Origin of the sequence: Micromonospora sp. HUAS YX12 (genome assembly GCF_040215685.1) — a bacterium.
Lineage (GTDB): Bacteria > Actinomycetota > Actinomycetes > Mycobacteriales > Micromonosporaceae > Micromonospora > Micromonospora tulbaghiae.
The window spans coordinates 5295485-5319704 of sequence record NZ_CP157974.1; the positions used below are offsets into that span (position 1 = coordinate 5295485).

Here is a 24220-nt window from a genome sequence, read left to right on the forward strand (position 1 = left end):
GCGGCGGGCGGTATACAGGGACGGTGGAGGATCCCGTACCCGAGCAGATGCGCGCGGCGGCCGAGGCGTTCCTGGCGGCGCTGGACGAGCCGGCCCGCGACGCCGCCCGGCACGCCTTCGACGACGAGCCGGCCCGGCGGTGGCTGGAGTACCGGCCCCGGCCCCGGCCCGGCGTCACGCTCGCCGGCCTGGACGTCACCGCCCGCAAGGCCGCGCACCGGCTGCTCGCCACCGCGCTCAGCCCGGCCGCGTACGCGCAGGCCATGGCCGTGATGGCTCTCGAAGAGGTGCTGGACCGGGCCGAGGACTGGCGGCGCGGCCGGCACAGCGGCGACTACTGGGTGGCCGTCTTCGGCGACCCGGCCCGCGACGACGACTGGGCCTGGCGGTTCGAGGGACACCACCTGTCGGTGAGCATGACCGTCGCCGACGACCGGGTCTCCCCCGCGCCGGTCTTCCTCGGCGCCAACCCGGCCACCGTCCGGCACGCCGGGCGCCCGGTCTCCCGGCCCCTGGGCCCGGAGGAGGACCTGGCCCGCGAACTGCTCGACGCGCTCGGACCGGGCGGCCGGTCCGCCGCGATCATCGCCGACGAGGCGCCCGCCGACATCATCAGCGCCACCCGGGCCGCCGCCCCGGACCGGCTCGACCCGCTCGGCGTACCCCGGGGGCGGCTGCGACCGACCGGCCGGGCGCTTCTCGACCGGCTGGTCGCGCTCTACCTGGACCGGCTGCCGCCGGAGCTGGCGGCCCGCGAGGCCGACCGGCTCGACGGCGGCGAGCTGCACTTCGCCTGGGCCGGCCCGGTCGAGCCGGGCCGGCGGCACTACTACCGGGTGCAGGGCGAGGATCTGCTGATCGAGTACGACAACACCACCGAGGACGGCAACCACGCGCACACGGTGCTGCGCCGCCCCGCCGGTGACTTCGGCGCCGACGTGCTGGCCGCGCACCACGCCGCGGCGCACCCGCCCGGCGCGCCTCGATGAGGAGACGAACGGGTGTCGGCCGGGGTCAGAACGGGCGCGGGCTGGCGATCTCGACGGTGGACCCGGCGGGCACGTCACCGAACGTCTCGAAGGCGGTCGGCTCGGTGGCCCGGACCCGGTCGAACTGCTGCATCAGCCGCGCGCCCAGCGCCACGCCGACCGCGCCGACCGCGAGCGCGACGAGTTCGGCGGCGAGCAGGACACCCGTCGCGCCCCGCTGCGGCGCGCTGGCCCGGATCAGGCAGGACAGCAGGAACAGCGCCGCCATCACGGCGTTGACGAGGTTGAACGTCAGGACGGTCCGGCTGGTGCGCCCGGCACGGACGTCCCACAGGTCGACCAGACCGGCGACGGTGGTGAGCCCGGCGGCGACGAGCGCGGCCACTGCGGTCCAGTAGCCCACCTCACCGAGGAACGCCGGGCCGCCCGCCACGTCGGCCAGGTCGAAGACCGCGGCGCAGACGAACAGGCCGAACGGGAACGTGACAAGCATCGGTTGGATGGGATGCCCCTGCACCCGCAGCCGGCTCTGCATCGCTTCCTCCCCAGGTCGGCGCAGCTCACCAGTCCAGAGTGCTACCCGAGGCGCCGCGAGGCGAAACGACTGTCGCTCAGTTGTCCCGGGGCCGGGAGACGGTCAGCACGAGCCGCTCGGCCACCTCGCGCAGCGGGATGTCCAGCGAGGAGGCGGCGCTGCGCAGCACCCGAAGCGCCTCCGGGGCGGGACAGCCGCGCTGCGTCATGATCACGCCGACGGCCTGCCCGACCACCCCCTCGGCCAGCAGCGAGTCGTCGATCTCACCGGCCCGGCTGGCGGCCCGCTCGCGGTCGCGCGCGGCGGCCAGCAGGAGCCCGGCGTGCTCGGCGAGCAGCATCGCGGTGAGCTGGTGCCGGGGGGTGAGCGCGTCGGGCGACTCGGCGTACAGGTTGATCGCGCCGATGACCTGCTCGTCCACGTCGACCGGCGCGGAGATCACCCCGTGCACGCCGAGCATGCGGGCCCGTCCGCTCCAGGCCGGCCAGCGCGTCTCGTCGGAGAGCCCGCCCGCGATGACCATTTCCCGGCGGCGGATCGCTGTCAACGCCGGAGTGTCCGGGCCGTGCCGCAGGTCGTCCAGCTCGGCCCGGTCCGGGTCGGAGGCGGCCACCCCGGCGGGCTCACCGGCGCGCAGCGCGGTGAAGCCGCAGCAGTCCACGCCCGGCACGGCGTCGCGGGCGATCCGGACGAGGCGGTCGAGCGCCTCGTCGAACCCGGCCACGCCGATCAGGCCGGCGGTCAGCTCGCGCAGCAGCGCCGCCGTCTCCAGCACACCGAGGTTGTCGATCATGGGTTGGCGCGTGTCGAGGTTCACCGGGCCGGGGCCTCCACCATCCCCGCGTACGTCCACGCGGTCTCCCCGTCCGGCACCGTTGCCTGTCCCATGTCCGTCCCTCCTGTGGCCGGGCCCCGGCCTACTACCCTCGCAGACCGCGGGCGAAACCGCGCAAAAAGGCCCCTCCCGGTCGCACCGGAAGGGGCCTTCGGCGCGGGTCAGCGCGACCCGGAGATGAGCCGCCGGCCCACCGAGGCGATCAGCCGGTCCAGCTCCGAGCCGAACGGGTTGTCGTGCACCAGGTACGTCCAGGTGGCGCTCGGCCGCACCAGCTTCGACGAGTCCGGCTCCCAGCCCTCGTCGAACTCGGTCTCCTCGAACGTGGCCACGGTCCGCGTCTCGATCTCGGGCACCAGCGCGTTGAACGCCGGCACCGCGCTGCGGTGGAACTCGTCGAGCGGGTCGAGCCGGCCCAGCGCCCGCAGGTGCACGCCCTCGCGTACCTCGGACAGCTCGGCCAGGTGGTCGGCCCAGAGCCGGTCCAGGTGGTAGAGGGCGATCTTGCGGGCCACGTCGGCGAGCAGGTCCTCGTCCATCTCGCCGGCCTTCTCCGGCACCCGCTCCAGCAGCATCAGCGCCGCGATGTCGCTGTTCAGCAGCCGCTCCCGGCGCTCGGCGAGCGCCTTGCGCTGCTGCTCGATCACCTGGCTGTAGCGCCACGTGTTGCGGTGGATCTCGTGGTTGACGCCCTCGGCGACGCGCTGGGCGTGCTCCACCGCGTAGTCGACCTGCGGGTCGGTGACCAGGCCGTCGGCGTTCATCCGGGGCGAGGCCGGCACGGTGTCGCCGGCGTGCCGGACCACCAGGTCGTCCTCCAGGCTGACGAAGAACACCGACCCGCCCGGGTCGCCCTGCCGGCCGGCCCGGCCGCGGAGCTGGTCGTCGACCCGGCGGCTGTCGTGCCGGCCGCTGCCGATCACGTACAGGCCGCCCAGCTCCGCCACCCGGTCCCGGTCGGACTGGTCGCTGCCGCCCAGCCGGATGTCCACCCCCCGGCCGGCCATCTGGGTGGAGACCGTCACCGCGCCGTACGCGCCGGCCTCCGCGATGATGCCGGCCTCCTCGTCGTCGTTCTTGGCGTTGAGCACCACGCAGGAGACGCCGGCGGCGTTGAGCGCGGCGGCCAGCCCCTCGGACTCCTTGACGTCGAGCGTGCCGACCAGCACCGGCCGCCCCGCCTGGTGGCAGCGCGTGATCTCGTCGACCAGCGCCTCCTCCTTCTCGGCGCGGGTGGCGTAGATCCGGTCCGGCTCGTCCTCGCGTACGCAGGGGGTGTTCGGCGGGATCACCGCGACCTCGAGGCCGAAGAACTCGCGGAGCTGGTCGCCCACGAGCACCGCGGTCGCGGTCATGCCGCAGACCGTCGGGTAGAGCGCGATGTACGCCTGCACGGTGATCGTGCCCAGCACCTCGCCCTCGGCGGTGGCGTCCAGGCCCTCCTTCGCCTCGACCGCGGCCTGGAGCCCGTCCGGCCAGCGGCGGCGCTGGGCGACCCGGCCGCGCATCTCGTCGATCAGCTCGACCGAGTCGTCCCGGACGATGTAGTCCACGTCGCGGTGCAGCAGGGCGTGCGCGTGCAGCGCCACGTTCACCGCGGAGAGCTGCCCGACGTGCTCCTCGTCGTACAGGTCGATGCCGCCGAGCTTCGCCTCGACGGTGGCCAGGCCGACCGAGGTGAAGGCGACGCTGCGGCCGTCCTCGGCGACGGTGTAGTGCTTGCCCTTGCGCAGCCCGCGTACCAGCGCGGCGGCCGCGTGCACCGGGTCCTGCTCGCCGCCGACCGCGCCGGCCAGCACCATCGGCACCCGGGCCTCGTCGATCAGGATCGAGTCGGCCTCGTCCACGATCGCGGTCTTCAGCGGCGGCTGCACCCGGTCGGCCAGGTCGGTGACGAGCTGGTCGCGCAGGAAGTCGAAGCCGGCCTCGCTGACCGAGACGTAGGTGACGTCGCAGGCGTACGCGGCGCGCCGCTCCTCGGGCGTGGACGCCTCGTTGACCCAGCCGACGGTCAGCCCGAGCAGGTCGTAGACGGGCGTCATCCACTCGGCGTCGCGGCGGGCCAGGTAGTCGTTGACGGTGAGCACGTGCACCGGGCCGTTGCCCAGCCGCACGTGCCCGTACGCGGCGACCGTCGCGGTGAGGGTCTTGCCCTCACCGGTGGCCATCTCGGCGACCTTGCCGGACAGCAGCGCCATCGCGCCGAGCAGCTGCACGTCGTAGGGGCGCTGGTCGAGCCCGCGCCGGGCCGCCTCGCGGCCGATCGCGCAGATCTCCTCGTACCCCGTGGCCCGGCCGGCGGCCTCGGTCAGCTCGGCGTCGGAGAGCTGTTCCAGGTCCGCCTCGCGCGCCTCGATCGCCGGCAGCAGCTTCTCCAGCGGCGCCAGGTCGACTGTCGTCCCCGGGCGCTGGAGGAACCGGCGGAACCTGGTCTTCAACCGTTGCGACACACCCATGAGCGGCAACGGTACGCGAACCGGAGCCGATTGTGGCCCCCGCCCGCCGCGCGCCTCCCGCACGCCTCCCGCCCGCTTCCGCCGATCATGAGGTTGACGGCACTTCGTGTCCGTTTTGTCGCCGCCAACTTCATGATCGACGGGGTGGGGGCGGAGGCGGGTCAGGGGGTCAGGACCACCTGGAGCTCTGTGCGGCGGCGCTCGGCCAGGTCGGTCAGCAGGGCCGGGGCCTCGTCCAGGGGGACCACCGCCGAGACCAGGTGCTTGCGGATCACGTCCCCGTACTGGCGCAGCAGCTCCACCGTCTCCGCGGACAGCCGCTCCCGGTCCCAGGTGGGGGCCAGGCCGCGCGGCACCCGGCCGATCTGCGCGCAGCGCAGCGACAGCCCGTTGTGGTGGAACTCCTCACCGAGCCGGACCGCGTCCGCGCCCCCCTGATAGAACGCCAGGTCGATCACCGTGCCCTGGGGGCGCAGCAGGCGCAGCGCGAGCTGCAGCGCCCAGTCCTGCCCGCGGCACTGGAAGACCACGTCGGCGCCCCGGTCCCCGGCGGCGTGGTTCCACCGCGTCTTGAGCACCACGGCCGGGTCGTCCGCGTCCGGGTCGAGCGTGTCCAGGCCGAGCGCCTCGGCGACCTGCCGCCGGGCCGGCGTCGGGTCGACCACGACCACCGAGGCGGCGCCGTGACGGCGGGCGAACAGGGCGGTCAGCAGCGCCACCACGCCGCCGCCCACCACCGCCACCCGGCGCCCGCGTACGCCGTCGCCGAGCGTGCGCACGTCGGCGCCGCACAGGTCGGCGGCGGCGTGCAGCAGCCCGTTGGCGCAGATCGGGCCCATGTGCGCGACGTACACGCCGAGCAGCGGGTCCAGGTCGTCGGGCAGCGGCACGAACCGCTCGGTGAGCGGGTCGGCGACCCAGCCGCTGCGGTGGCCGTACGTCATGGCCCCGACCTCGCCCACCGCGACGGCCGGGGTGCGGCTCTCCACCACGCGCCCGACCTGCATGTAGCCGAGCCGGGTCACCGGGTACGGCGTGCTCGCCTCCCCGGGCCGGAACAGCCCGAGCGCGGCGTCCCAGGTGACGTGCAGGTAGGGGTTGGTGCCCTTCACGAAGCTCAGTTCGGTGCCGGCCGACACGCCGCTGTAGAGCGTCTCCACCCGGAACGTGCCCTCACGCAGCTCCGGCGCGTCCATCTCGGCCAGCTCGACCCGGCCGGGACCGCCGACCACCAGCACCCGGTCACGCATCGACGCTCACCGCCGCGTCCGCGACCGGCGCGGTGAGCCGGGACGCCGGCCCGGTCGGCAGCGCCACCGGCCGCCCGGTACGCGCCGACTCGGCCACCGCGAGCGCGAGCCGGTGGGTGCGCAGCGCCTCGGCGTACGGTACCCGGACGTCGTCGCCGAGGCCGCACACCGCGTCGACGAACGCCCGGTCGACGGCCACCCGCGCGCCGTCCGGGTCGGCGGGCAGGTGCCGCTCGCCGTCGCCGTCGCGGACGGTCAGTCCGTCCTCGGCCAGCCACAGCGCCAGCCCGTCGGCGAGGATCTCCAGGCCGGCCCGGTGCTTCCAGCCGAGCACGCAGGACGCGGCGAGCGTGCCGACCGCGCCGGAGCCGAAGCGCAGCGTGGCGGCGGTCACCGAGTCGATGTCCGCGCCGTCGACCAGCGGCGGGTTGCCGTCGCCGTACGCGGTCACCTCGACCGCCTCGCCGGCCAGCAGCCGGACCAGGTCCAGCACGTGCGCGGCCTGCTCGACCACCGGGCCGCCGGAGCGGTCCCGCCGCGCCCACCAGGCCACCGGCGGCACCTTGTCCAGCCAGGCGCCGTTGACCATCCGCACCGGACGGCCGGCGAGCAGCTGCCGGGCCTCCTCCACCACGTGCAGGTAGCGCCAGTGGTGCCCGACGCCGGTGAGCAGCCCTCGCTGCTGCACCAGCGCCGCGACCCGCTCGGCGGTCTCCAGGTCCAGCGCCACCGGCTTCTCCACGAACATCGGCACCCCGGCGGCGACCACCGCCTCCTCGACCGGGCCGTGCGCGAACGGCGGCACGCAGACGTACACGGCGTCCGGGCCGGCCGCGAGCAGCTCGTCCACGTCGCGGAACACCCGGCCGCCGTACGTGCCGGCGAGCGTCCCCGCCGCGTCCGGCGCGACGTCGGTCACGCCGAGCAGCTCGACGTCCTCGAAGCCCGTGAGCACCCGGGCGTGGCGTTGCGCCACCCCACCGGCTCCGACAAGTCCCACCCGGCAGGTACGCATCCGACATCCCTCTCGCCACGACTGGAAGACTGCGGTCACCACTCCCCCGTGCGGCCGCACGCGAAACGCCACCGGGGGCGCAACGCAACGTTCATCCGCCCGGAACCGCCCGGTACGCACCTGGTGATCAGGTTGTTGGACAAGATCCGGTTAGCGCGGATGCGGAATTGGGAAAGCCATCGTTCGCGATTCCACCACTAATGGGGGGTGCCCGTGCGGGAATCAGATTCGACCGTCTCACCTGTGGTGGAGGCGTGGGCCACGTACCGCACCAGCACCGCCGCCGACTGGCCGGCGCGACGGCTGGTACGGGCCAAGGGCGCGAGCCGGGTCAGCGTGGTGCTGCCGGCCCGCAACGAGGAGGCCACGGTCGGCGCGATCGTGTCGACCGTCCGGGAACACCTGATGGACCGCGTACCGCTCGTCGACGAGCTGATCGTGGTGGACTCCCGGTCCACCGACCGGACCGCGCAGGTGGCGCGTGCGGCCGGCGCCGAGGTGGTCGGCCAGGACGCGATGACGCGCGGGCTGCCCCGGCTGACCGGCAAGGGCGACGCGCTCTGGGCCGGGCTGGCCGCGGCCGAGGGGGACATCGTCGCGTTCGTCGACGCCGACCTGCGCGAGTTCCGGCCGCACTTCGTGACCGGGCTGCTCGGGCCGTTGCTGACGGATCCCAGCGTGGAGTTCGTGAAGGGCTTCTACCACCGGCCGCTGGTCGGTGCGACGAGTGTGGAGCCCGACGGCGGGGGGCGGGTGACGGAGCTGATGGCCCGGCCGCTGCTGAATCTGTTCTGGCCGGAGCTGGCCGGTTTCGTGCAACCGCTCGCGGGCGAGTACGCCGGCCGCCGTGAGGTGCTGGAACGGGTGCCGTTCGTCACCGGGTACGGCGTCGAGACGGCCATGCTGATCGACCTGCTGGAGCTGGTCGGGCTGGACGCGCTGGCCCAGGTCGACCTGGGTGAGCGCAAGCACCGGCACCAGGACACCGCCGCGCTGGGCCGGATGTCCGCGCAGATCATGCTGACCGCCTGGTCGCGGCTGCAACGCCGCGGGTGGGCGGCGCCGGGGGTGGCGCCGACCGCGCTGCTGACCCAGTTCCGCCGGGGCGGCTCGGAGACGCTGCCCAACCTGGACCGCGAGATCGTGGTCAACGACGTGTCGGTGCAGGAACGCCCGCCGCTGGCGCAGATGCGGCACCGCCTCCCGCGCCGGCGGGTGGCGGCGTGACCACCGGAGAGGACAGCGCATGACGCTCACCGTGCTGATGAACGCCGGGCCGTGGCTGTCCGTGCCGCCGCCGGGCTACGGCGGGATCGAGAACGTGATCGCCACGCTGGTGCCGGAGCTGCGCCGGCTGGGCGTACGGGTGGTGCTCGCCTCGGTGGAGAGCAGCACGCTGCCGGTCGACGAGCGGATCGCGGTCTTCCCCGACGGCCAGTTCCACGCGTTGCAGCGGCCGTACAACCAGGTCTGCGGCGTCTCCCAGGCACACCTGTCCGGGGTGGTGCGGGCGCTGCACGCCCGCGACGACATCGACCTGGTGCACGACCACGTGGAGGCGGTCGGGCTGGCCACCCTCGCCGCGATGGGCCCGGACGGCCCGCCGGTGCTGCACACGCTGCACTGGGACCTGGCCAAGCACCCGGAGCTGTACGGCAACCTCGACGGCGGCGACCGGGTACGGGTCAACGGGGTGTCCGCGTCGCAGCTGGCACGCGCGCCGGAGGCGCTGCGCGCGCACTCGGTGGGGCACGTGCACCTGTCCACCCCGCTCGCGGTCGACGCGGACCGGCACGCGCCGGTGGCGAAGGGCGACCACGTGGTGATCCTCGGCCGGATCAACCCGGGCAAGGGGCAGGACCTGGGTGCCCGGCTGGCGCAGGAGACCGGGTTCCGGCTGGTGCTGGCCGGGCCGGTCGGCCCGTACCACCGGCCGGAGGATCTGGCCGCGGCCGGCGACGAGGCCCGGCAGAACCCGGACGTGCGTTTCTTCTACGACCAGGTGGCGCCGTACGTCGACGGCGACCGGGTGCGCTGGGTCGGCACGGTGGCCGGGCGGGAGCGCGACGACCTGGTCGCCTCGGCGCGGGCGTCGCTGTTCCCGCTGCGCTGGGAGGAACCGGGCGGCACGGCCGTGGTCGAGTCGCTGTCGCTCGGCACGCCGGTGGTGGCCACGGCCCGCGGCTGCCTGCCGGAGCTGATCGAGCACGGGCGCACCGGCCTGCTCACCGGCGACGAGCAGGAACTGGGTGACCTGGTGCACGCCGCCGGCGGGCTGGAGCCGGCCGAGTGCCGGCGGGAGGCGGCCGGGCGGTTCACCCCGGCCCGGATGGCGCAGCGGTACGTGGAGCTGTACGACCGGGTCCGGGCGGGCGTGGCGAAGCCGTTGCAGCCCGCCTGAGCGTCGCCGGTCCGGCCGCCCCGCGCGGCCGGACCGGCGTTTGCCCCCGCCGGGTGCGGGAAACCGGCGCTTCCCGCGGTGGCGAGGAGGCCGGCGTGACGAACTCGATGGCGCACTCCCGGGCGCGGCGCAACCCGGCCGACGGGCGGGCGCCGGTACGCCGGATCGCCTCCGGGTTCGCCGTCCTCCTGCTGCTGCTCGGCGCGCTGGGCTTCGTGCCGGGCGTCACCAGCGACTACGCGGATCTGCGCTTCGCCGGGCCGGGCTCCGGCGCCCGGCTGTTCGGTGTGTTCCAGGTCTCGGCGGTGCACAACCTGGTGCACCTCGTGCTCGGCCTGGCCGGACTGGTGCTGGCCCGCACCGTCGCCGGCGCCCGCGCGTTCCTGGTCGGCGCCGGCGCGGTCTATCTGGCGCTGTGGCTCGCCGGCCTGGCGGTCGACAGGCGCGACGCGGCGAACGTGCTCGCGGTCAACCGCGCGGACTCGTGGCTGCACCTGCTGCTGGGCGCCGCGATGCTGGCGCTGGGGCTGGCCGCGGCGCGGCGCGGGGACCGCCGCTGACCTGCGCCCCGGCGGCCCGGATGCCCGGTTTCGCCGGTCCGGAGGGCGGGTACCTCCGTAGTCCTCCGGCTGCGGAGGCGGTGAGCGCTCCGGCCGGGCGACCCTCCCCGACGAGATGGAAACGAGGCGGCGATGGTGACCCGGATCAGGTGCGAGGTCCGCGACGAGTCGCCGGTCACTGTCGTACGGCTGGCCGGAGCGCTCGACCTGGGCACGATGCGCGCGGTGCACGAGGTGCTCGACCGCTGCCTCGCCGCGCAGCCGGACGCACTGGTGGTCGACCTGGAGGAGATCGAGGTCGGCGAGCCGCTGGCGCTGTCCGTCTTCGCCGCTGCCGCGCGGCGCGCCGCCGACTGGCCGGCGGTGCCGATGGTGCTGGCCGCTCCCTGCGCCGAGACGGCGGCCTGGCTGAACGAGACCACCGCCTGCCGGGTGGTGCCGGTGCGCCGGGACTGCGCCGAGGCGACGGCGCTCGCCGGCGCGTCGGCCGCGCCCCGGCTGCGGGTCCGGCTGGAGCCGGTCGCCGGCGCCTGCCGGCGGGCCCGGGAGCTGGTCACCGAGGCGTGCGGCAGGTGGAACGTGCCGGAGCTGGCCGGTCCGGCCTCGCTGGTGCTCACCGAGCTGGTCGGCAACGTGGTGCGGCATGCCGGCACCCCGATGCACGTGACGCTGACGCTGCGCCGGCCGTACCTGCGGGTCGCGGTGATGGACGGCAACCCGGCCGACGCCCGCGCCACGAGCAGCCGCGATCCGCGTGCCGAAGGCGGCCGCGGGCTGATGCTGGTGCGCGAGCTGACCCAGCGCTGGGGCAGCACTCCGGTCGGCGCCGGCAAGGTCGTCTGGGCCATGCTCCCGGCGAACTGACCGAATTCTCCGCTCTCGCCTGGTTACATGGGCAGAGGGCCGGGTACGCCCGCCCGTCCTGTCTGTCGTCACACGGGGTGAGATGCCATGCCCAAGCGGGTAGTCACGGAACCGGCACGAGACCGGGGGCCCGCGATCCTCGCGCCGGCCCGGTTCGGGGGCTACCCCGGGCCCGTGCGGGAGGCGGTGAAGGGCAACGCGCTGTGGCGGCTGCTGCGGACCACCGACGCCAAGCAGATCGGCCTGCTCTATCTGATCACGTCGTTCGGATACTTCATCGTCGGCGGGATCATGGCGATGGTCATCCGGGTGGAGCTGGCCCAGCCCGGGATGCAGCTCGTCTCCCCCGAGCAGTACAACCAGATGTTCACCATGCACGGCACGATCATGCTGCTGCTGTTCGCCACACCGATGTTCCTCGGGTTCGCGAACTATCTGGTGCCGCTGCAGATCGGCGCCGCCGACGTGGCGTTCCCCCGGCTCAACGGGTTCGCGTACTGGCTCTACTTCCTCGGCGCGCTGATGGTCATGGGTGGGTTCGCGACCCCGGGCGGCGCGGCGGACTTCGGCTGGACCGCGTACACGCCGCTGAGCACCGCGCAGCACTCCCCCGGCGTCGGCGGGAACCTCTGGGTCGTCGGCCTGGTCGTGTCCGGTCTGGGCACGATCCTCGGCGCGGTCAACCTGATCACCACGATCGTGACGCTGCGCGCGCCCGGCATGACGATGTTCCGGATGCCGATCTTCACCTGGAACGCGCTGCTCACCAGCGTCCTGGTGATCTTCGTGTTCCCGCTGCTCGCCGCCGCGCTGATGGCGCTCGCCTCGGACCGGATCCTGCACTCGCACGTCTACGATTCCACGACCGGCGGGCCGATGCTGTGGCAGCACCTGTTCTGGTTCTTCGGCCACCCCGAGGTGTACATCATCGCGCTGCCGTTCTTCGGCATCATCACCGAGATCATCCCGGTGTTCTCCCGCAAGCCGATCTTCGGCTACACCGGCCTGGTGCTGGCCACCATCGCCATCACGGTGCTGTCGATGACGGTCTGGGCGCACCACATGTTCGCCACCGGGCAGGTGCTGCTGCCGTTCTTCAGCATCCTGAGCTACCTGATCGCGGTGCCCACCGGCGTGAAGTTCTTCAACTGGATCGGCACCATGTGGAAGGGGCAGATCACGTTCGAGACGCCGATGCTGTTCGCCATCGGCTTCCTGGTGACGTTCCTGCTCGGCGGCCTGACCGGGGTGCTGCTGGCCAGCCCGCCGGTGGACTTCCACGTGCACGACACCTACTTCGTGGTGGCGCACTTCCACTACGTGCTCTTCGGCACCATCGTGTTCGCCGCGTTCGGCGGCCTCTACTTCTGGTTCCCGAAGATGACCGGACGGCTGCTCGACGAGCGGCTCGGCAAGATGCACTTCTGGACCATGTTCATCGGCTTCCACGCCACGTTCCTGGTGCAGCACTGGCTGGGCAACGAGGGCATGCCCCGCCGGTACGCCGACTACCTGCCCGGCGACGGCTTCACCACGCTGAACGCCGTCTCCAGCATCGGCTCGTTCGTGCTCGGCGCGTCCACCCTGTTCGTGATCTGGAACGTCTGGAAGTCGTGGCGGTACGGCGCGATGGTCACCGTGGACGACCCGTGGGGCTTCGGCAACTCGCTGGAGTGGGCCACCACCTGCCCGCCGCCGCTGCGCAACTTCGACCGGATGCCGCGCATCCGCTCCGAGCGGCCGGCCTTCGACCTCAAGTACGGCCCGCTCGTCTCCGACCTGGGCCGGGACCTGCCGCAGCGCACCACCAAGCCGCCGCAGACCTTCCGCGAGGAGCTGCACCACGAGCGGCACGTGCCGGAGTCGCCGTCGGCCGGTGGCGCGTACGGCGCACCGGAGGCGGTGGACTACCAGCCGGCGCCGCAGTCCGGCGCACGGCCGGTGGAGGTGCCGGAGCCGGAGGAGGTACGCCGGCCCAGTTTCGAGGAGACCGACGAGCCGGAGGGCAGCGCGCTCAACGCCGAGCGCGGCGAGCAGCCGAACGACAGGTGGCGGCACCCGCGCGGGCACGGGGACACCCCGGAGAACTGAGACACCGGGTCGAGGGCCGGCGCCGCCGGGCGCCGGCCCTCTCGTCGTACGCCGCGCGCCGGCTCCCCGTTGCGGGGCGCCGGCGCGGTACGTGCGGTGGGTCAGTCGGCGGCCGGCAGTCCGGCCGCGGTGAGCGAGCGGCGCACCGCCGGCTGCACCCGGGTCAGCCGCAGCGGCACCCCGGTACGCGCGGCGGCCTCCCGGCCGGCCATCAGCGCGGCGATCCCGCCGGCGTCGAAGCCACCGGCGCCGACGAGGTCGACCACCACCTCGCGGGGTTGCCCGGTGACCGCCTGGAGCACCGCCCGGCGCAACTGGTCCGCGCCGGCCCGGTCCACTTCGCCGCCGACCTCCACGACCACCCGGTCGCCGTTCTGCTTCACCGAGATCCGCGCCTTGCCCGTTTCCGCCTCGGCCGCGCCGTTCTGCCAGGGCGGCGGCGCGTCGGCGAGCATCGCCTGACGCAGCCAGGTCAGCGCCCGCGACAGCAGCCGGGACACGTGCATCTGCGAGATGCCGAACCGGGCGGCGATCTCCGCCTGGGTCTGGTTGCCGTAGAAGCGCATCGCCAGGATGCGGCGCTCCCGCCAGGGCAGCCGGTGCAGCAGGCCGCTGACCGTGACCCGGTCGTCCACCGACTCCAGCGCGTGGTCGGACTCGCCGACCAGGTCGCCGAACTCGGCCGAGCTCTCCCCGCCCACCGGCGCGTTGAGCGAGGCCGGGCTGTACCCGGCGGCCGACTCCAGCGCGGCGAGGATCTCCTCCTCCGGCGTCTCCAGCCGGGCGGACAGCTCGGCCACCGTGGGGGCGCGGGACAGCTCGCTGGTCAGCGTCGCCGTCGCCTGTCCCACCTCGAGGATCAGGTCCCGCAGCCGGCGGGGCACGTGCACGCCCCAGGTGCGGTCGCGGAAGTGCCGTTTGATCTCGCCGACGATGGTGATGGCCGCGTACGCGGTGAACGAGCCGCGTTCCGGGTCGTACCTGTCGACGGCGTTGACCAGGCCGAGACGGGCCACCTGCTCCAGATCCTCCAGCGGCTCACCGCGCCCGCGGTAGCGGCGGGCGAGCCGGCCGGCGAACGGCAGCGCGAACCGGACCAGGTCGTCCCGCGCCTCCTGCCGCCGCTCCGGTGGCAGGCCCTCGATCCGGGCCGCGTACGCGAGCGCCGCCGCGTCCAGGTCCTCCAGACCCCGGTCGGTGGTCGGTGGTGTGGCTGTGGTGGTCTGTCCGAACATCCGCGCCCCCTCGCCGAAGAGCCCCCGCCCGGTCGGAACCGGTCGTGCGCGTGGTCGGACCACGCACCGGGTGAGGAAGTTGGGTTACGTGACGGATACGTCGAAAGCGGTGGCTGCCGCCGCACGGCGTCGTGGGCCGTTTCGCGGCGAGCGGTCTTCCCGCTCCGTAGGTACTCAATCACGGACCGCAGGATCGCGAGGAAGTTTCGCCAGGTTGGCCGGCAGCCGGTCCCGGCGGCGGTCAGCAGACCAGCAGACCCTGGTGCGCGCCCGCGTCACGTAGCGCGGTGAGAGCCTCGGCCATCCGCAGCGGCGGCGGCGCGGGCAGGTCGCAGGGCTGGTTGCGCAACACCTCCGTGGCACGTCGGGTGGGTACCGAGGCGACCGGGTAGCCGCGGGCGGCGCCCCGGTCCAGGGCCCGCCTGCGGCGCCCGAAGCCGGCCACCGCCAGCCACTGGGGCAGCCCCGCGTACGCGGGCGAGCGCAGGCCGGGCGGCTCCGGCAGTACGTCCACCGAGCTGAACGGCTCGCTGCCGGCCAGCCACCACTCGACGCCGGCGATCCGGCGCGCGGTGGCGTTCTCGCACCAGTAGGGCACCAGGCCGGCCCGCAGCACCTGCCCCGGGTCGAGCAGCCGGCCGCACTCCACCACCAGCCGGTTCCCGGTCTTGCCGGCCCGCCGCAGCCAGCCCCGGTACAGGTCGGCGGTCACCGCGCTCAGCGCGTCCGGCTGCGGCACGACCACCCGGTGCAGCGGATGCCCGTGCCGGTCGCCCCAGGAGCGGGCGTCGTGCTCGAAACCGGACTCCACGCCGTGTTCGGCGAACGCGCCCGCCACCGTGACCTCCGGCGCCAGCCAGCGCGTCTCCTCGCCACCCGCCGCGCGCAGCACCTGGCCCAGCGCGCGGGCGTCCGGGTGGAAGTCGACCGGGTCCAGTCCGCCGGCCGGGCAGCCGGCCTGGAAGCTGTGCCCGTCGCCGCAGTCGCGTACCGGCCAGGTGCGGGCGTCGTGCAGCAGCAGCACCGGCGCGGCCGGTTCCAGCCGGTCGGCCAGGAAGCGCGCGTACGCCGCCGGCAGCGTGCGCCAGCGCACCGCGAACGTCACCGCCGCGCCGGCCGCCGCGCCCCGGCTGGCCGGGCAGTGCACCTGGCGTACGTGCACGCGCGGGTTGCCGTCGAGCAGCCGGGCGGCCAGCGCGGCCCCGTGCGCGTACGCGGCGTCCGGACGGTCCACCGCCCCCCGGGCCCACTGCCCGGCCAGCTCGAACCCGGCCGGAAGCCACGGCACGCCGAGCGCCACCGCGAGGTGGGCGGCGGCGCCGTGCGGCGAGCCGAGCACCACGCCGGGCCAGCGCCGGTCCGGGTACTGTCCGGCGAACCATCCGGCCACCCGCTCGGCGTCCACGGCGGCGATCTGGCCGGCGGTGAGCGCGGCCCGCCCGGCGGCCCGGACGGCGGCGGCGCGGCGTACCGGCTCGGGCGCGCCGGTGAGGCGGGACAGCGGGCCCGGGTGGCCGAGGTCGCCGCAGTCGTCGCCGCGCAGCGCCCGGGCGGTCGCGGCGACCAGGATCCGGGCGGCGCTGCCGGCCGCCACCACCCGCTCCACGGGCAGCCCCGCGCCGCTGACCGGCGTCCGTTCGACTCGTTCGCTCACCACGCGGCCCGGCTTCCCGTCCCTCTGGGGTCTAAACGGGGCATCTCCCCACGGGTGAGGACCAAGGCCCGCCCGGTAACGGCACCGCCCGCGACACCCAGGTACGCCGTCGCGCCGCGTGCCCGCCGTCGCGGGCGCAACGGCGCTCGGGTGCGGGTTTGGGCCGGACCGGGACGGGCACTGCACCGCGCATGCCCGACGACGAGAGCACCCCGGCGGCGACCATCACCCCGTACCAGGACGGACCACTGCTGGTACGCGGCGACTTCGCGCTGGTCACGCCCGAGGGCACACCGATCGAGACGCGCCGGGGCACCGTGGCGCTGTGCCGGTGCGGCAAGAGCGCGATCAAGCCGTTCTGCGACGGCACGCACAAGGTGGCGGGCTTCCACGCCGGCAGCGACCGCGAGGGCTGACCCCCACCGCCCCTCTCCCCCGCGATCTTGCACTTCGGCACCCCGCAAACCTCGCGAACCGGGCACCCTGAGGGCCGGAACCGCAAGATCGCGGGGTAAGGGGGGTGGGCGGGGGCGGGGTCAGGCTGCGGTCAGGACCTGGGCGGGCGGGCGCAGCGAGGGCTCCCCGGCCGACCAGGCGTCGAGCAGGTGCGCGGCGAACAGGGCGTCCACGGCCAGCGCGGCGGCGGCCCCGAACAGCACGTCGGACGCGAGCGCCGGCTCGGCCCGGACCAGCCCGCCACACATGTCGTACGCGGCGATCTGCTCGTGCACGGCATCGGCCTCGACGTGCTCGTCGTAGAAGCGCGTGGCGACCGCGTCGAAGCCGAGCCGGCGCAGTCCGTTGCCGTAGCGGCGGTTCGGCAGCGACGAGGTCATCTCGTACGCGGCCAGGTGCCCGAGCAGCGCCCCGCGCAGCCGCCGGTGCAGGCCGAACAGCGACATCAGGTTGTTCGTCGTCAGCGTCACCGCCGGCACCCGGTCCAGGTGGGCGGCGTAGCCGGTGTCCAGGCCGAGCCGGTCCATCGTGGTGCGGAACAACTCGGCGTGCATCCGGTCCAGCCGGCCGTTGCCGTACTCGTCGGTCTGGATCTCCACGAGCGCCGCCTTCGCCGGCCCGCCGAGCCGGGGCAGCGCCCAGCTGTGCGGGTCGGCCTCGCGCAGGTGGTAGATCGAGCGGTGGGTGACGAACTCGCGGAACCGGCCGAGGTCGGCGCGGCGTTGCAGCGCGGCGGCGAGCGGCGGGCCGTCGTCGGCGGCCACCAGGCCGGCCAGCGCGCCCGGCACGGCGGCCGGCAGCACCGCCGGCGGCGGGCCGGTCAGCTCGCGCAGCGCCGCCTCGAACGGCCGCTCGGCGCGGGCGCGCAGCGCCAGCAGCGACGGCTCCCACTCCCACGCCTCGTCGACGCCGGACCAGCCCCGGTAGTGCAGCTCGTAGCAGAGGAACAGGGTGAGCTGGAGATCCTCGTCGGTCAGCGGCGCGGCGACCGCGTCGAACCCGGCGCCCAGGCCGGCCGGCAGCTCGCGGGGAGCGTCGCGCAGCGCGGCCAGCAGCGCGGCGGAGACCGGCCCGCGCGCCGCGGGCAGCGGAGCGGGGCCGTGACGACGGTCGGCGGCGACGGACATGTGACCTCCTGGGACGGGTTGCGCCCGGTCGCAGTGCCCCGCCCGGATGCCGCTAAACGACTTCGTCCGCCGCGATGGCCTCGGTCTGGATCACCCGCTCCCGCACCCGGCGGGCGGCGTCCCCGTCGGCCACCAGGCCGCGCAGGTCGGCCAGCGCCGGTTCGGGCGCGTCCAGCGGGACGGCCGGGTCCACCACCGCCTCCAGGACGGCGGGCCGGTCGGCCGCCAGCACCTCGTCCCAGGCGGGTCCGACCAGGTCCGGCCGGTCCACCCGTACGCCGTGCAGCCCGAGCAGGCGGGCCCACCCGGCGTACGGCACCTCGGGCCGCCGCTCCCCGGGCGTCCGGCCACCGCCGACGCCGGACCGGTCCCGGTTGTTCAGCACCAGCACGATCAGCCGGGGATCGCGCCACCGCGTCCAGTGGTGCGCCACCGTGATCAGCTCGGCCAGGCCGTTGAGCTGCATCGCGCCGTCGCCGAGCAGCGCCAGCACCGGCTCGTCCGGGCGGGCCAGCTTGGCCGCGACCGCGTACGGCAGCGCGCAGCCCATCGAGCCGAGCGTGCCGCACAGCCGCGCCTGCACCCCCGGCGGCAGTTCCAGGTGCCGGGCGTACCAGTAGACGACCGACCCGACATCGACGGCGACGGAGGCGTGCCGGGGCAGCCGGGTCGACAGCTCGCGGAGCACGAGCCGTGGGTCGACCGGCTCGGCGGGTGTGGCGGCGCGCTCGGCGGCGGCCTCGCGCCACCGGTCCACCATCTTCTCCACCATGCCGCGCCACTCGCGGTGGGAATTCTCCGGCACCCGGGTCAGCAGCGCCCGCAGCGTCTCGGCGGCGTCGCCGACCAGCGGCACGTCCACCGGGTAGCGGGTGCCGATGCGCCGGCCGTCGATGTCGATCTGGATGGTGCGTACCTGTCCGGGCAACGGGAACCAGTCGGTCCACGGATCGTTGGTGCCGATCATCAGCAGCGTGTCGCAGCCGCCCATGAGCTGCGCGGCGGCGGTGGTGCCGACCTCGCCGAGCACGCCGGTGTGGAACGGCAGCCGCTCGTCGAGCACCGGCTTGCCCAGCAGCGACGTGGCGACGCCGGCGCCGAGCCGGTCGGCCAGCGCGACGATCTCCTCGGCCGCGCCGTGCGCGCCCTGCCCGACGAGCACCGCCACCCGCCGCCCGTTGCCGAGCAGCGAGGCGGCGGCGTCCAGGTCGGCGTCGTGCGGCAGCACCCGGGCCAGCGGCTCACCGGGCGTCGCGGTGAGCACCCCGGCGGTCTGCGGCAGCAGGTCCGGTACGGCGGTGACCTGCAACCCGCGCGGCAGCACCACGCAGGTCGGGCTGCGGGTCGCCGCGGCGGTACGGAACGCCTGGTCCAGCAGCGCGGGCACCTGTTCCGGGCTGCGGCCGTAACGGACGAACTGGTTGCACACGTCGCCGAACAGCCGGCTCAGTCCGATCTCCTCGTGCGCGCCGCCGAGCGGGCCGGTGACGTCCTCGCCGATGATCGCGACCACCGGCTTGCTGTCGAGCTTGGCGTCGTAGAGCCCGTTGAGCAGGTGCACCGCGCTGGGCCCCTGGGTGGCCAGGCACACCCCGACGCCGCCGGTGAACTTCGCGTGCCCGGTGGCCATGTACGAGGCGGTCTCCTCGTGCCGGGCGGGGACGAACGCCGGATCCCCGCCCGCGTCGTCGAGCGCGCCCACGAGCGGGGCGATCGCCGCGCCCGGACAGCCGAAGACCCGCGGCACCCGCCAGGCCCGCAGGCGTTCGACCACCAGGTCGGCGACGATGCGCTCAGCCATTACCCCGCCCCGGCGTGCTCGCGTCGACGTAGCGCAGCACCGCGCCGACCCCGTCGGTCAGCTCCGGCGCCTCCTCCGGCGCGAGCACCGTGAGGTCCGCGTCGGTGCCGATCAGCGCCCGCAGCAGCGCCGCGTCGGCGCGTACCCGCTGGGGGTCGGCCACCGACATGCCGGCCAGCTGCGCCGGGTCGGTGGCGATCTCGGTCGGCTCGGGGCCCACCCACAGCTCGCCGTCGGCCGACGGGTCGTCCACGATGAGCATGGTGTCGACCTGGTTGCGTTGCAGCGCGGAGACCACGGCGTCGAGTCCGGCGCCGACGTCCTCCTGGACGCCGAAACGGTCCAGCGCGGCGGCGACCCGCCGGTCGGCGACCTCGGCGATGGTCTGCACCGTGATGTCGTCCATCAGCGTGTCGTCGGCACCCACGTCACGGGAGCCGGCGTCGGTGCGCACCAGCACGTCCTGCCAGCGCGCGGGGAGCTGGGCGGCGATCATGCCGGTGGCCCGGACGTCGCCGGCCACCACCACCACGTCCGCGCCGACCCGTTCGGCCAGGTCGGCGGTGGCCGCCGCGGCGTCACCGGCGTTCTGGTGCCACGCCTCCATGGCGGCGCGCTGGTAGCGGGACTGCGACCAGCCGCCCGGCTGCACCCGGCGCAGCTGGCGGCTCTGCCCGCCCTTCACCTGGGCCCGCCGGGGCACCCCGCCGGCGCTGACCGCCATCGCGTCCGCGCCGGTACGGTCGGCCAGCACCCGTACCCAGGCCACCTGCTCGCCCCGCTGGGCCACCAGCGGCATGGTGTGCGGCAGCGCCGACCAGCTCGCCAGGTCGCGCAGCGGCGGCGCGGAGAGGTACTCGGTGAGCACCACTCGGCCCCGGCTGGCGAACACGGCGATGCCGTAGTCGCCGGGCATCGGCCGGTGCCGGCGGACGACCTCCTCCACCGCCTCGACGGTGACCGGGTCGGCGCCCTGCCCCAGCAGGTCGCCCTTGAGGGCCCGCCAGCGCAGGTCGACCTGCGGTCGCGAGTCCTGGGTGTCGCGGGAGGCGTCCATGTACACCGAGCACCAGGGCCCGGGACGGTCGTAGAGCGGGCGCAGGAAGGACAGCTGCATGCTCGACCCCTTTCCGGCTCGGCCGCACGCATACCCGCGCCCCGGCGGAGTTCACCTGCCGGCTCCCCGGGCGTGACCACCGTTCATTCACGTCGTTCAACCCGAAGGGCCGATACCATCTGTGCACGGAACGGAACTCTCGGTGGTGAACATGAACACGGAGCTGTACACCCGACGCGTCGTCCACCCGACGGAACGCGTCGTCACCGGGCGTCTGGCCCGGTTGATGGACGGCTACGCCCGGGAGGTCCGGGTCGGGCAGCCGGCGCTGGTCGCGGTGCTGACCGCCGCGGGGGTGGTGGGGCTGCTGCTGAAGGTGGTACGCGCGTTGCTCAGCAGTGGCGGCGGCGGGGCCCGGCGCAGCTTCAAGGAGCTGAAGAAGGGGCCGGAGTTCCTGGTCACCCCGGTCCGGGTACGCGACACCACCGGCCGGCTGGTCGAGGTCGAACTGCACGGCCACCTGCCGCAGAGCGCCCTGCACCCCGGCGACCACGTCCAGCTCACGCTGCGGGCGCAACGCGACGAGGAGCTGCCGCCGCGGATCGAGCGGATCGTCAACCTGACCACCGGTCAGTTGCTCACGCCGCGTACTGCGACGCTCTGGTCGCACCTGGGTCCGGCGCTGCTGCTGCAGGCGATGCTCGGCGCCGTGCTGCTGCTCGGCGTGGCCGCCTGCTCGGCACTGACGTAGGGCGGGTCCGGCCGCCGGCGGGCACCGCTGCGACGCCCGGTCCGCCGCCCCGAGGTGCCGGCCGGCCTCCTCGTGGAGGAGGTCGCCGCGGTCAGCGACCCGCGGGGGTGAGCGGCCGCTGCGCCTCCGCCGGCGCGTCGAGCAGGCCCCGGCGGTTCGCCCAGCGCTCGAACAGCACGGTGGCGAACGGGGGCACCGCGCTGGCCAGGGCCAGCCCGGTCTGCACGAGCGTCCAGCGGCGCCGCACGGCCACCACGAGCGTGAGCACGCCGTAGACCACGAACAGCGCGCCGTGGATCGGGCCGAAGATCTTCACGCCGATCTCGTTGCCGGGCGGGCCGTACTTGACCGCCATGCCGGCCAGCAGCGCCGCCCACGAGCATCCCTCGGCGAACGCCGCCGCCACGAACGCCCGGATCCACCCGTCGCGCATCAGCCACTCCCCTTCGCCGTCGGCGGCCATGCTAGCCGCCCGGGCCGGGCCGCCCGGACGGAACCCGCCGCCCCGCGACGGGGATCACCGGGGCCGCCACGGGGTACAGAAAAGGGCCTCCGGGCCTTTCCTGACCCGCCACTCCGTGCGAGGTTGGGGAGAACCAACGGTGACAGGGTGGTGACCATGGGCGAGGACGTCGGCGTGCGTACCTTCAGCCGGGAGGACCGGGCCCGCTATCGCGAGAAGGTCCGGCGGTGCCTGGACGTGTTCGCCGAGATGCTGCGCGAGTCCCGGTTCGACGTGGAGCGGCCGATGACCGGCCTGGAGATCGAGCTGAACCTGGTCGACGACGGCTTCGACCCGGCCATGCGCAACGCCGACGTGCTGGAGGCGATCGCCGACCCGGCGTTCCAGACCGAGCTGGGCCAGTTCAACGTGGAGATCAACGTCGAGCCGCGGCGGCTCGCCGGCACCGGCACCGCCGCGTTCGAGGAGCACGTCCGGGCCAGCCTGAACGCCGCCGAGGAGAAGGCCCGGACGGTGGGCGCGCACATGGTGATGGTCGGGATCCTGCCGACGCTGCGCCCGGAGCACCTGACCGCCGAGACGCTGTCGGCGAATCCCCGGTACGCGCTGCTCAACGAGCAGATCTTCGCCGCCCGGGGCGAGGACCTGCCGATCGCGATCAGCGGGGTGGAGCGGCTGGCCACCACGGCCGACACCATCACGCCGGAGGCCGCCTGCACCAGCACCCAGTTCCACCTCCAGGTCAGCCCGGCGCAGTTCGCCGACTACTGGAACGCGGCCCAGGCCATCGCCGGCATCCAGGTGGCGCTCGGCGCGAACTCCCCGCTGTTCTTCGGCCGGGAGCTGTGGCGCGAGACCCGGGTGCCGCTGTTCCAGCAGGCCACCGACACCCGGGCGGAGGAGATCAAGGCCCAGGGCGTACGCCCGCGGGTGTGGTTCGGCGAGCGCTGGATCACGTCGGTGTTCGACCTGTTCGAGGAGAACGTGCGCTACTTCCCGGCGCTGCTGCCGGTCTGCGACCCGGAGGATCCGGCGGCCACGCTGCACAGCGGCGGGGTGCCGAAGCTGGCCGAGCTGCGGCTGCACAACGGCACCATCTACCGGTGGAACCGGCCGGTCTACGACGTGCTCAAGGGCCGGCCGCACCTGCGGGTGGAGAACCGGGTGCTGCCGGCCGGGCCGACGGTGCTGGACACGGTCACCAACGGCGCGTTCTACTTCGGCCTGGTGCGGGCGCTCGCCGAGTCCGACCGTCCGTTGTGGTCGCAGATGTCGTTCAGCGCGGCCGAGGAGAACTTCAACGCCTGCGCCCGGCACGGCATCGACGCCCAGGTGTACTGGCCCGGGCTGGGCTACCTGCCGGTGACCGAGCTGGTGCTGCGCCGGCTGCTGCCGATGGCCCACCACGGGCTGGACCGGTGGGGCCTGGACCCGGCGGAACGGGACCGGCTGCTCGGCATCGTCGAGCAGCGCTGCCTGACCGGCCGCAACGGCGCGACCTGGCAGGTGGAGACGCTGCACCGGCTGGAGTCGGCCGACCACATGGACCGGCCGGCGGCGCTGCGCGAGGTGGTCCGACACTACGTCGACCTGATGCACAGCAACCGGCCCGTGCACGAGTGGCCGATCCCCTGAGCCGGGCCTCCCGTCAGCGCAACGCGGTCACCGTCGCCCGCGCCGCCTGGGCGACCAGCGCGCCGTCGGGCTCCGCGTCGCGGCTGTCGCGGCTGGTCATGACCGCGAGCACGATCGGCGCCCGGTCCGGCGGCCACACCACGGCGATGTCGTTGCGGGTGCCGTACCCGCCGGTGCCGGACTTGTCCGCCACCTGCCAGCCGGCCGGCACGCCGGCCCGGACCAGCCCGCTCCCGGTGGTGCTGGCCCGCATCCAGCCGAGCAGCAGGTCGCGGTCCGCGGGCCGCAGGGCCTTACCCAGCGCGTACGCCCGCAGCGAGCCGGCCAGCGCGCGGGGCGTGCTGGTGTCGCGCTCGTCGCCGGGCGTGGCCGCGTTGAGCTCCGGTTCGTTACGGGCCGGCCTGGTGACCCGGTCGCCCACCTCCCGTAGCGCCCGCGCGAAGCCGGCCGGGCCGCCGAGCGCGTCGAACAGCAGGTTGCCGGCGGTGTTGTCGCTGTACCGCACCGCCGCCTCGGCGGCGTCCCGCAGCGTCATCCCGGTCGCCACGTGCCGTTCGGTCACCGGGGAGTGCGCCACCAGGTCCGCCCGCCGGTAGCGGACCACCCGGTCCCGCTCGGCGTCGGACGTGGCGGCCAGCATCGCGCCCGCCGCGAGCGCCTTGCACGTCGAGGCGTACGCGAACCGCTCGTCGGCGCGGTGCGCGAGGGTGCGCCCGGTGCCGGTGTCGACGGCGTAGACGCCGATGCGGGCGCCGAAGCGCCGCTCCAGGGCCGCCAGTTCCGCGGGCGGTGGCACCGGCGATGCGCTCGGCGTCGCCTCAGCGGCGGACGGGGCCGGGGCACTCGTGGGCGCTGCCGGTTCGGGCCGGTCCTCGGTGCAGCCGGCCACCAGAGCCGTTGTCGTGAGCATCGCCGCCACGAGCACGTGCCGTCGGATCACCCGTTTCCTCCCCCGTCGTCCGGACCGCACCGTTCTCGGATCATTGTCGCCGATCCCGGTCGAGCGGGTGGCCGCCGCCTCGGCCGGCGCGGTGGTCCGCCGGCC

The 24220-nt window shown here is 74.6% G+C and carries 21 protein-coding genes; 9 read left to right on the top strand and 12 right to left on the bottom strand.

Features of this window, described 5'->3' with window-relative positions; genetic code table 11:
* The first annotated feature begins 23 nt into the window (after positions 1–23).
* On the top strand, positions 24–989 hold the full coding sequence (locus ABIH81_RS25275) for a DUF3500 domain-containing protein (protein WP_349877364.1): 966 nt from the start codon (positions 24–26) through the stop codon (positions 987–989).
* A 25-nt stretch (positions 990–1014) separates the two neighbouring features.
* On the opposite strand, the gene ABIH81_RS25280 is transcribed toward ABIH81_RS25275, so the two are convergent.
* From ABIH81_RS25280 to ABIH81_RS25300, 5 genes are all read right to left on the bottom strand, one after another.
* Positions 1015–1482 (bottom strand): DUF2231 domain-containing protein, encoded by a 468-nt coding sequence (locus ABIH81_RS25280; RefSeq protein WP_349877365.1) that lies wholly within the window; start codon positions 1480–1482, stop codon positions 1015–1017.
* Positions 1483–1600: 118 nt separating this feature from the next.
* On the bottom strand, positions 1601–2317 hold the full coding sequence (locus ABIH81_RS25285) for a GAF and ANTAR domain-containing protein (RefSeq protein ID WP_349877366.1): 717 nt from the start codon (positions 2315–2317) through the stop codon (positions 1601–1603).
* A 203-nt stretch (positions 2318–2520) separates the two neighbouring features.
* The gene (secA2, locus tag ABIH81_RS25290; RefSeq protein WP_349877367.1) at positions 2521–4815 is read right to left on the bottom strand and encodes an accessory Sec system translocase SecA2; all 2295 of its coding nucleotides are present in this window, start codon (positions 4813–4815) and stop codon (positions 2521–2523) included.
* 161 nt (positions 4816–4976) lie between these two features.
* Complete coding sequence (locus ABIH81_RS25295; RefSeq protein ID WP_349877368.1) at positions 4977–6065, bottom strand: zinc-binding dehydrogenase; 1089 nt, start codon at positions 6063–6065, stop codon at positions 4977–4979.
* Positions 6058–7080: a Gfo/Idh/MocA family oxidoreductase gene (locus ABIH81_RS25300; RefSeq protein WP_349877369.1), complete on the bottom strand. Its 1023-nt coding sequence runs from the start codon at positions 7078–7080 to the stop codon at positions 6058–6060. The genes ABIH81_RS25295 and ABIH81_RS25300 overlap by 8 nt, the downstream gene beginning before the upstream one ends.
* Positions 7081–7326: 246 nt before the next feature.
* On the opposite strand from ABIH81_RS25300, the gene ABIH81_RS25305 reads away from it, so the two are divergent.
* The 5 genes from ABIH81_RS25305 to ctaD all read left to right on the top strand — a co-directional run bounded on the left by ABIH81_RS25305 (position 7327) and on the right by ctaD (position 12996).
* Positions 7327–8307, top strand: coding sequence for a glucosyl-3-phosphoglycerate synthase (locus ABIH81_RS25305; protein WP_349881195.1), 981 nt, complete (start codon positions 7327–7329; stop codon positions 8305–8307).
* A 19-nt stretch (positions 8308–8326) separates the two neighbouring features.
* Positions 8327–9481 carry a glycosyltransferase gene (locus ABIH81_RS25310; protein ID WP_349877370.1) on the top strand — a complete coding sequence of 385 codons (1155 nt, stop codon included), beginning with the start codon at positions 8327–8329 and terminating at the stop codon, positions 9479–9481.
* A 107-nt stretch (positions 9482–9588) separates the two neighbouring features.
* Positions 9589–10041 carry a DUF4383 domain-containing protein gene (locus tag ABIH81_RS25315; protein ID WP_349881196.1) on the top strand — a complete coding sequence of 151 codons (453 nt, stop codon included), beginning with the start codon at positions 9589–9591 and terminating at the stop codon, positions 10039–10041.
* A gap of 132 nt (positions 10042–10173) precedes the next feature.
* The gene (locus tag ABIH81_RS25320) at positions 10174–10905 is read left to right on the top strand and encodes an ATP-binding protein (protein WP_349877371.1); all 732 of its coding nucleotides are present in this window, start codon (positions 10174–10176) and stop codon (positions 10903–10905) included.
* A gap of 87 nt (positions 10906–10992) precedes the next feature.
* Positions 10993–12996: a cytochrome c oxidase subunit I gene (gene ctaD / locus ABIH81_RS25325; RefSeq protein ID WP_349877372.1), complete on the top strand. Its 2004-nt coding sequence runs from the start codon at positions 10993–10995 to the stop codon at positions 12994–12996.
* 101 nt (positions 12997–13097) lie between these two features.
* Here the strand turns inward: ctaD and ABIH81_RS25330 are convergent, their stop codons facing one another.
* Both ABIH81_RS25330 and ABIH81_RS25335 read right to left on the bottom strand, forming a co-directional pair.
* Positions 13098–14231, bottom strand: a complete 1134-nt coding sequence (locus tag ABIH81_RS25330; protein ID WP_349877373.1) for a SigB/SigF/SigG family RNA polymerase sigma factor — start codon at positions 14229–14231, stop codon at positions 13098–13100.
* A 241-nt stretch (positions 14232–14472) separates the two neighbouring features.
* Positions 14473–15888, bottom strand: coding sequence for a hypothetical protein (locus tag ABIH81_RS25335; RefSeq protein ID WP_349877374.1), 1416 nt, complete (start codon positions 15886–15888; stop codon positions 14473–14475).
* Positions 15889–16076: 188 nt separating this feature from the next.
* On the opposite strand from ABIH81_RS25335, the gene ABIH81_RS25340 reads away from it, so the two are divergent.
* Positions 16077–16301, top strand: coding sequence for a CDGSH iron-sulfur domain-containing protein (locus ABIH81_RS25340; protein ID WP_349877375.1), 225 nt, complete (start codon positions 16077–16079; stop codon positions 16299–16301).
* Positions 16302–16421: 120 nt separating this feature from the next.
* On the opposite strand, the gene ABIH81_RS25345 is transcribed toward ABIH81_RS25340, so the two are convergent.
* Genes ABIH81_RS25345 through ABIH81_RS25355 form a run of 3 tightly spaced genes read right to left on the bottom strand, consistent with a single transcriptional unit; the run spans position 16422 to position 20386 of the window.
* Entirely contained in the window at positions 16422–17468 is a 1047-nt protein-coding gene (locus ABIH81_RS25345; protein ID WP_349877376.1) for an iron-containing redox enzyme family protein, read from the bottom strand.
* A gap of 52 nt (positions 17469–17520) precedes the next feature.
* Positions 17521–19269, bottom strand: coding sequence for a thiamine pyrophosphate-binding protein (locus tag ABIH81_RS25350; RefSeq protein WP_349877377.1), 1749 nt, complete (start codon positions 19267–19269; stop codon positions 17521–17523).
* Positions 19262–20386 carry a Vms1/Ankzf1 family peptidyl-tRNA hydrolase gene (locus tag ABIH81_RS25355; RefSeq protein WP_349877378.1) on the bottom strand — a complete coding sequence of 375 codons (1125 nt, stop codon included), beginning with the start codon at positions 20384–20386 and terminating at the stop codon, positions 19262–19264. The genes ABIH81_RS25350 and ABIH81_RS25355 overlap by 8 nt, the downstream gene beginning before the upstream one ends.
* 142 nt (positions 20387–20528) lie before the next feature.
* On the opposite strand from ABIH81_RS25355, the gene ABIH81_RS25360 reads away from it, so the two are divergent.
* Positions 20529–21077 (top strand): hypothetical protein, encoded by a 549-nt coding sequence (locus ABIH81_RS25360; RefSeq protein ID WP_349877379.1) that lies wholly within the window; start codon positions 20529–20531, stop codon positions 21075–21077.
* Positions 21078–21168: 91 nt separating this feature from the next.
* On the opposite strand, the gene ABIH81_RS25365 is transcribed toward ABIH81_RS25360, so the two are convergent.
* Complete coding sequence (locus ABIH81_RS25365) at positions 21169–21510, bottom strand: DUF3817 domain-containing protein (protein ID WP_349877380.1); 342 nt, start codon at positions 21508–21510, stop codon at positions 21169–21171.
* A 186-nt stretch (positions 21511–21696) separates the two neighbouring features.
* Here ABIH81_RS25365 and ABIH81_RS25370 point away from each other — a divergent pair, with 186 nt between their 5' ends.
* Positions 21697–23175: a glutamate--cysteine ligase gene (locus tag ABIH81_RS25370; protein WP_349877381.1), complete on the top strand. Its 1479-nt coding sequence runs from the start codon at positions 21697–21699 to the stop codon at positions 23173–23175.
* Positions 23176–23188: 13 nt separating this feature from the next.
* Here the strand turns inward: ABIH81_RS25370 and bla are convergent, their stop codons facing one another.
* On the bottom strand, positions 23189–24115 hold the full coding sequence (bla, locus tag ABIH81_RS25375; RefSeq protein WP_349877382.1) for a class A beta-lactamase: 927 nt from the start codon (positions 24113–24115) through the stop codon (positions 23189–23191).
* Positions 24116–24220 lie beyond the last annotated feature (105 nt).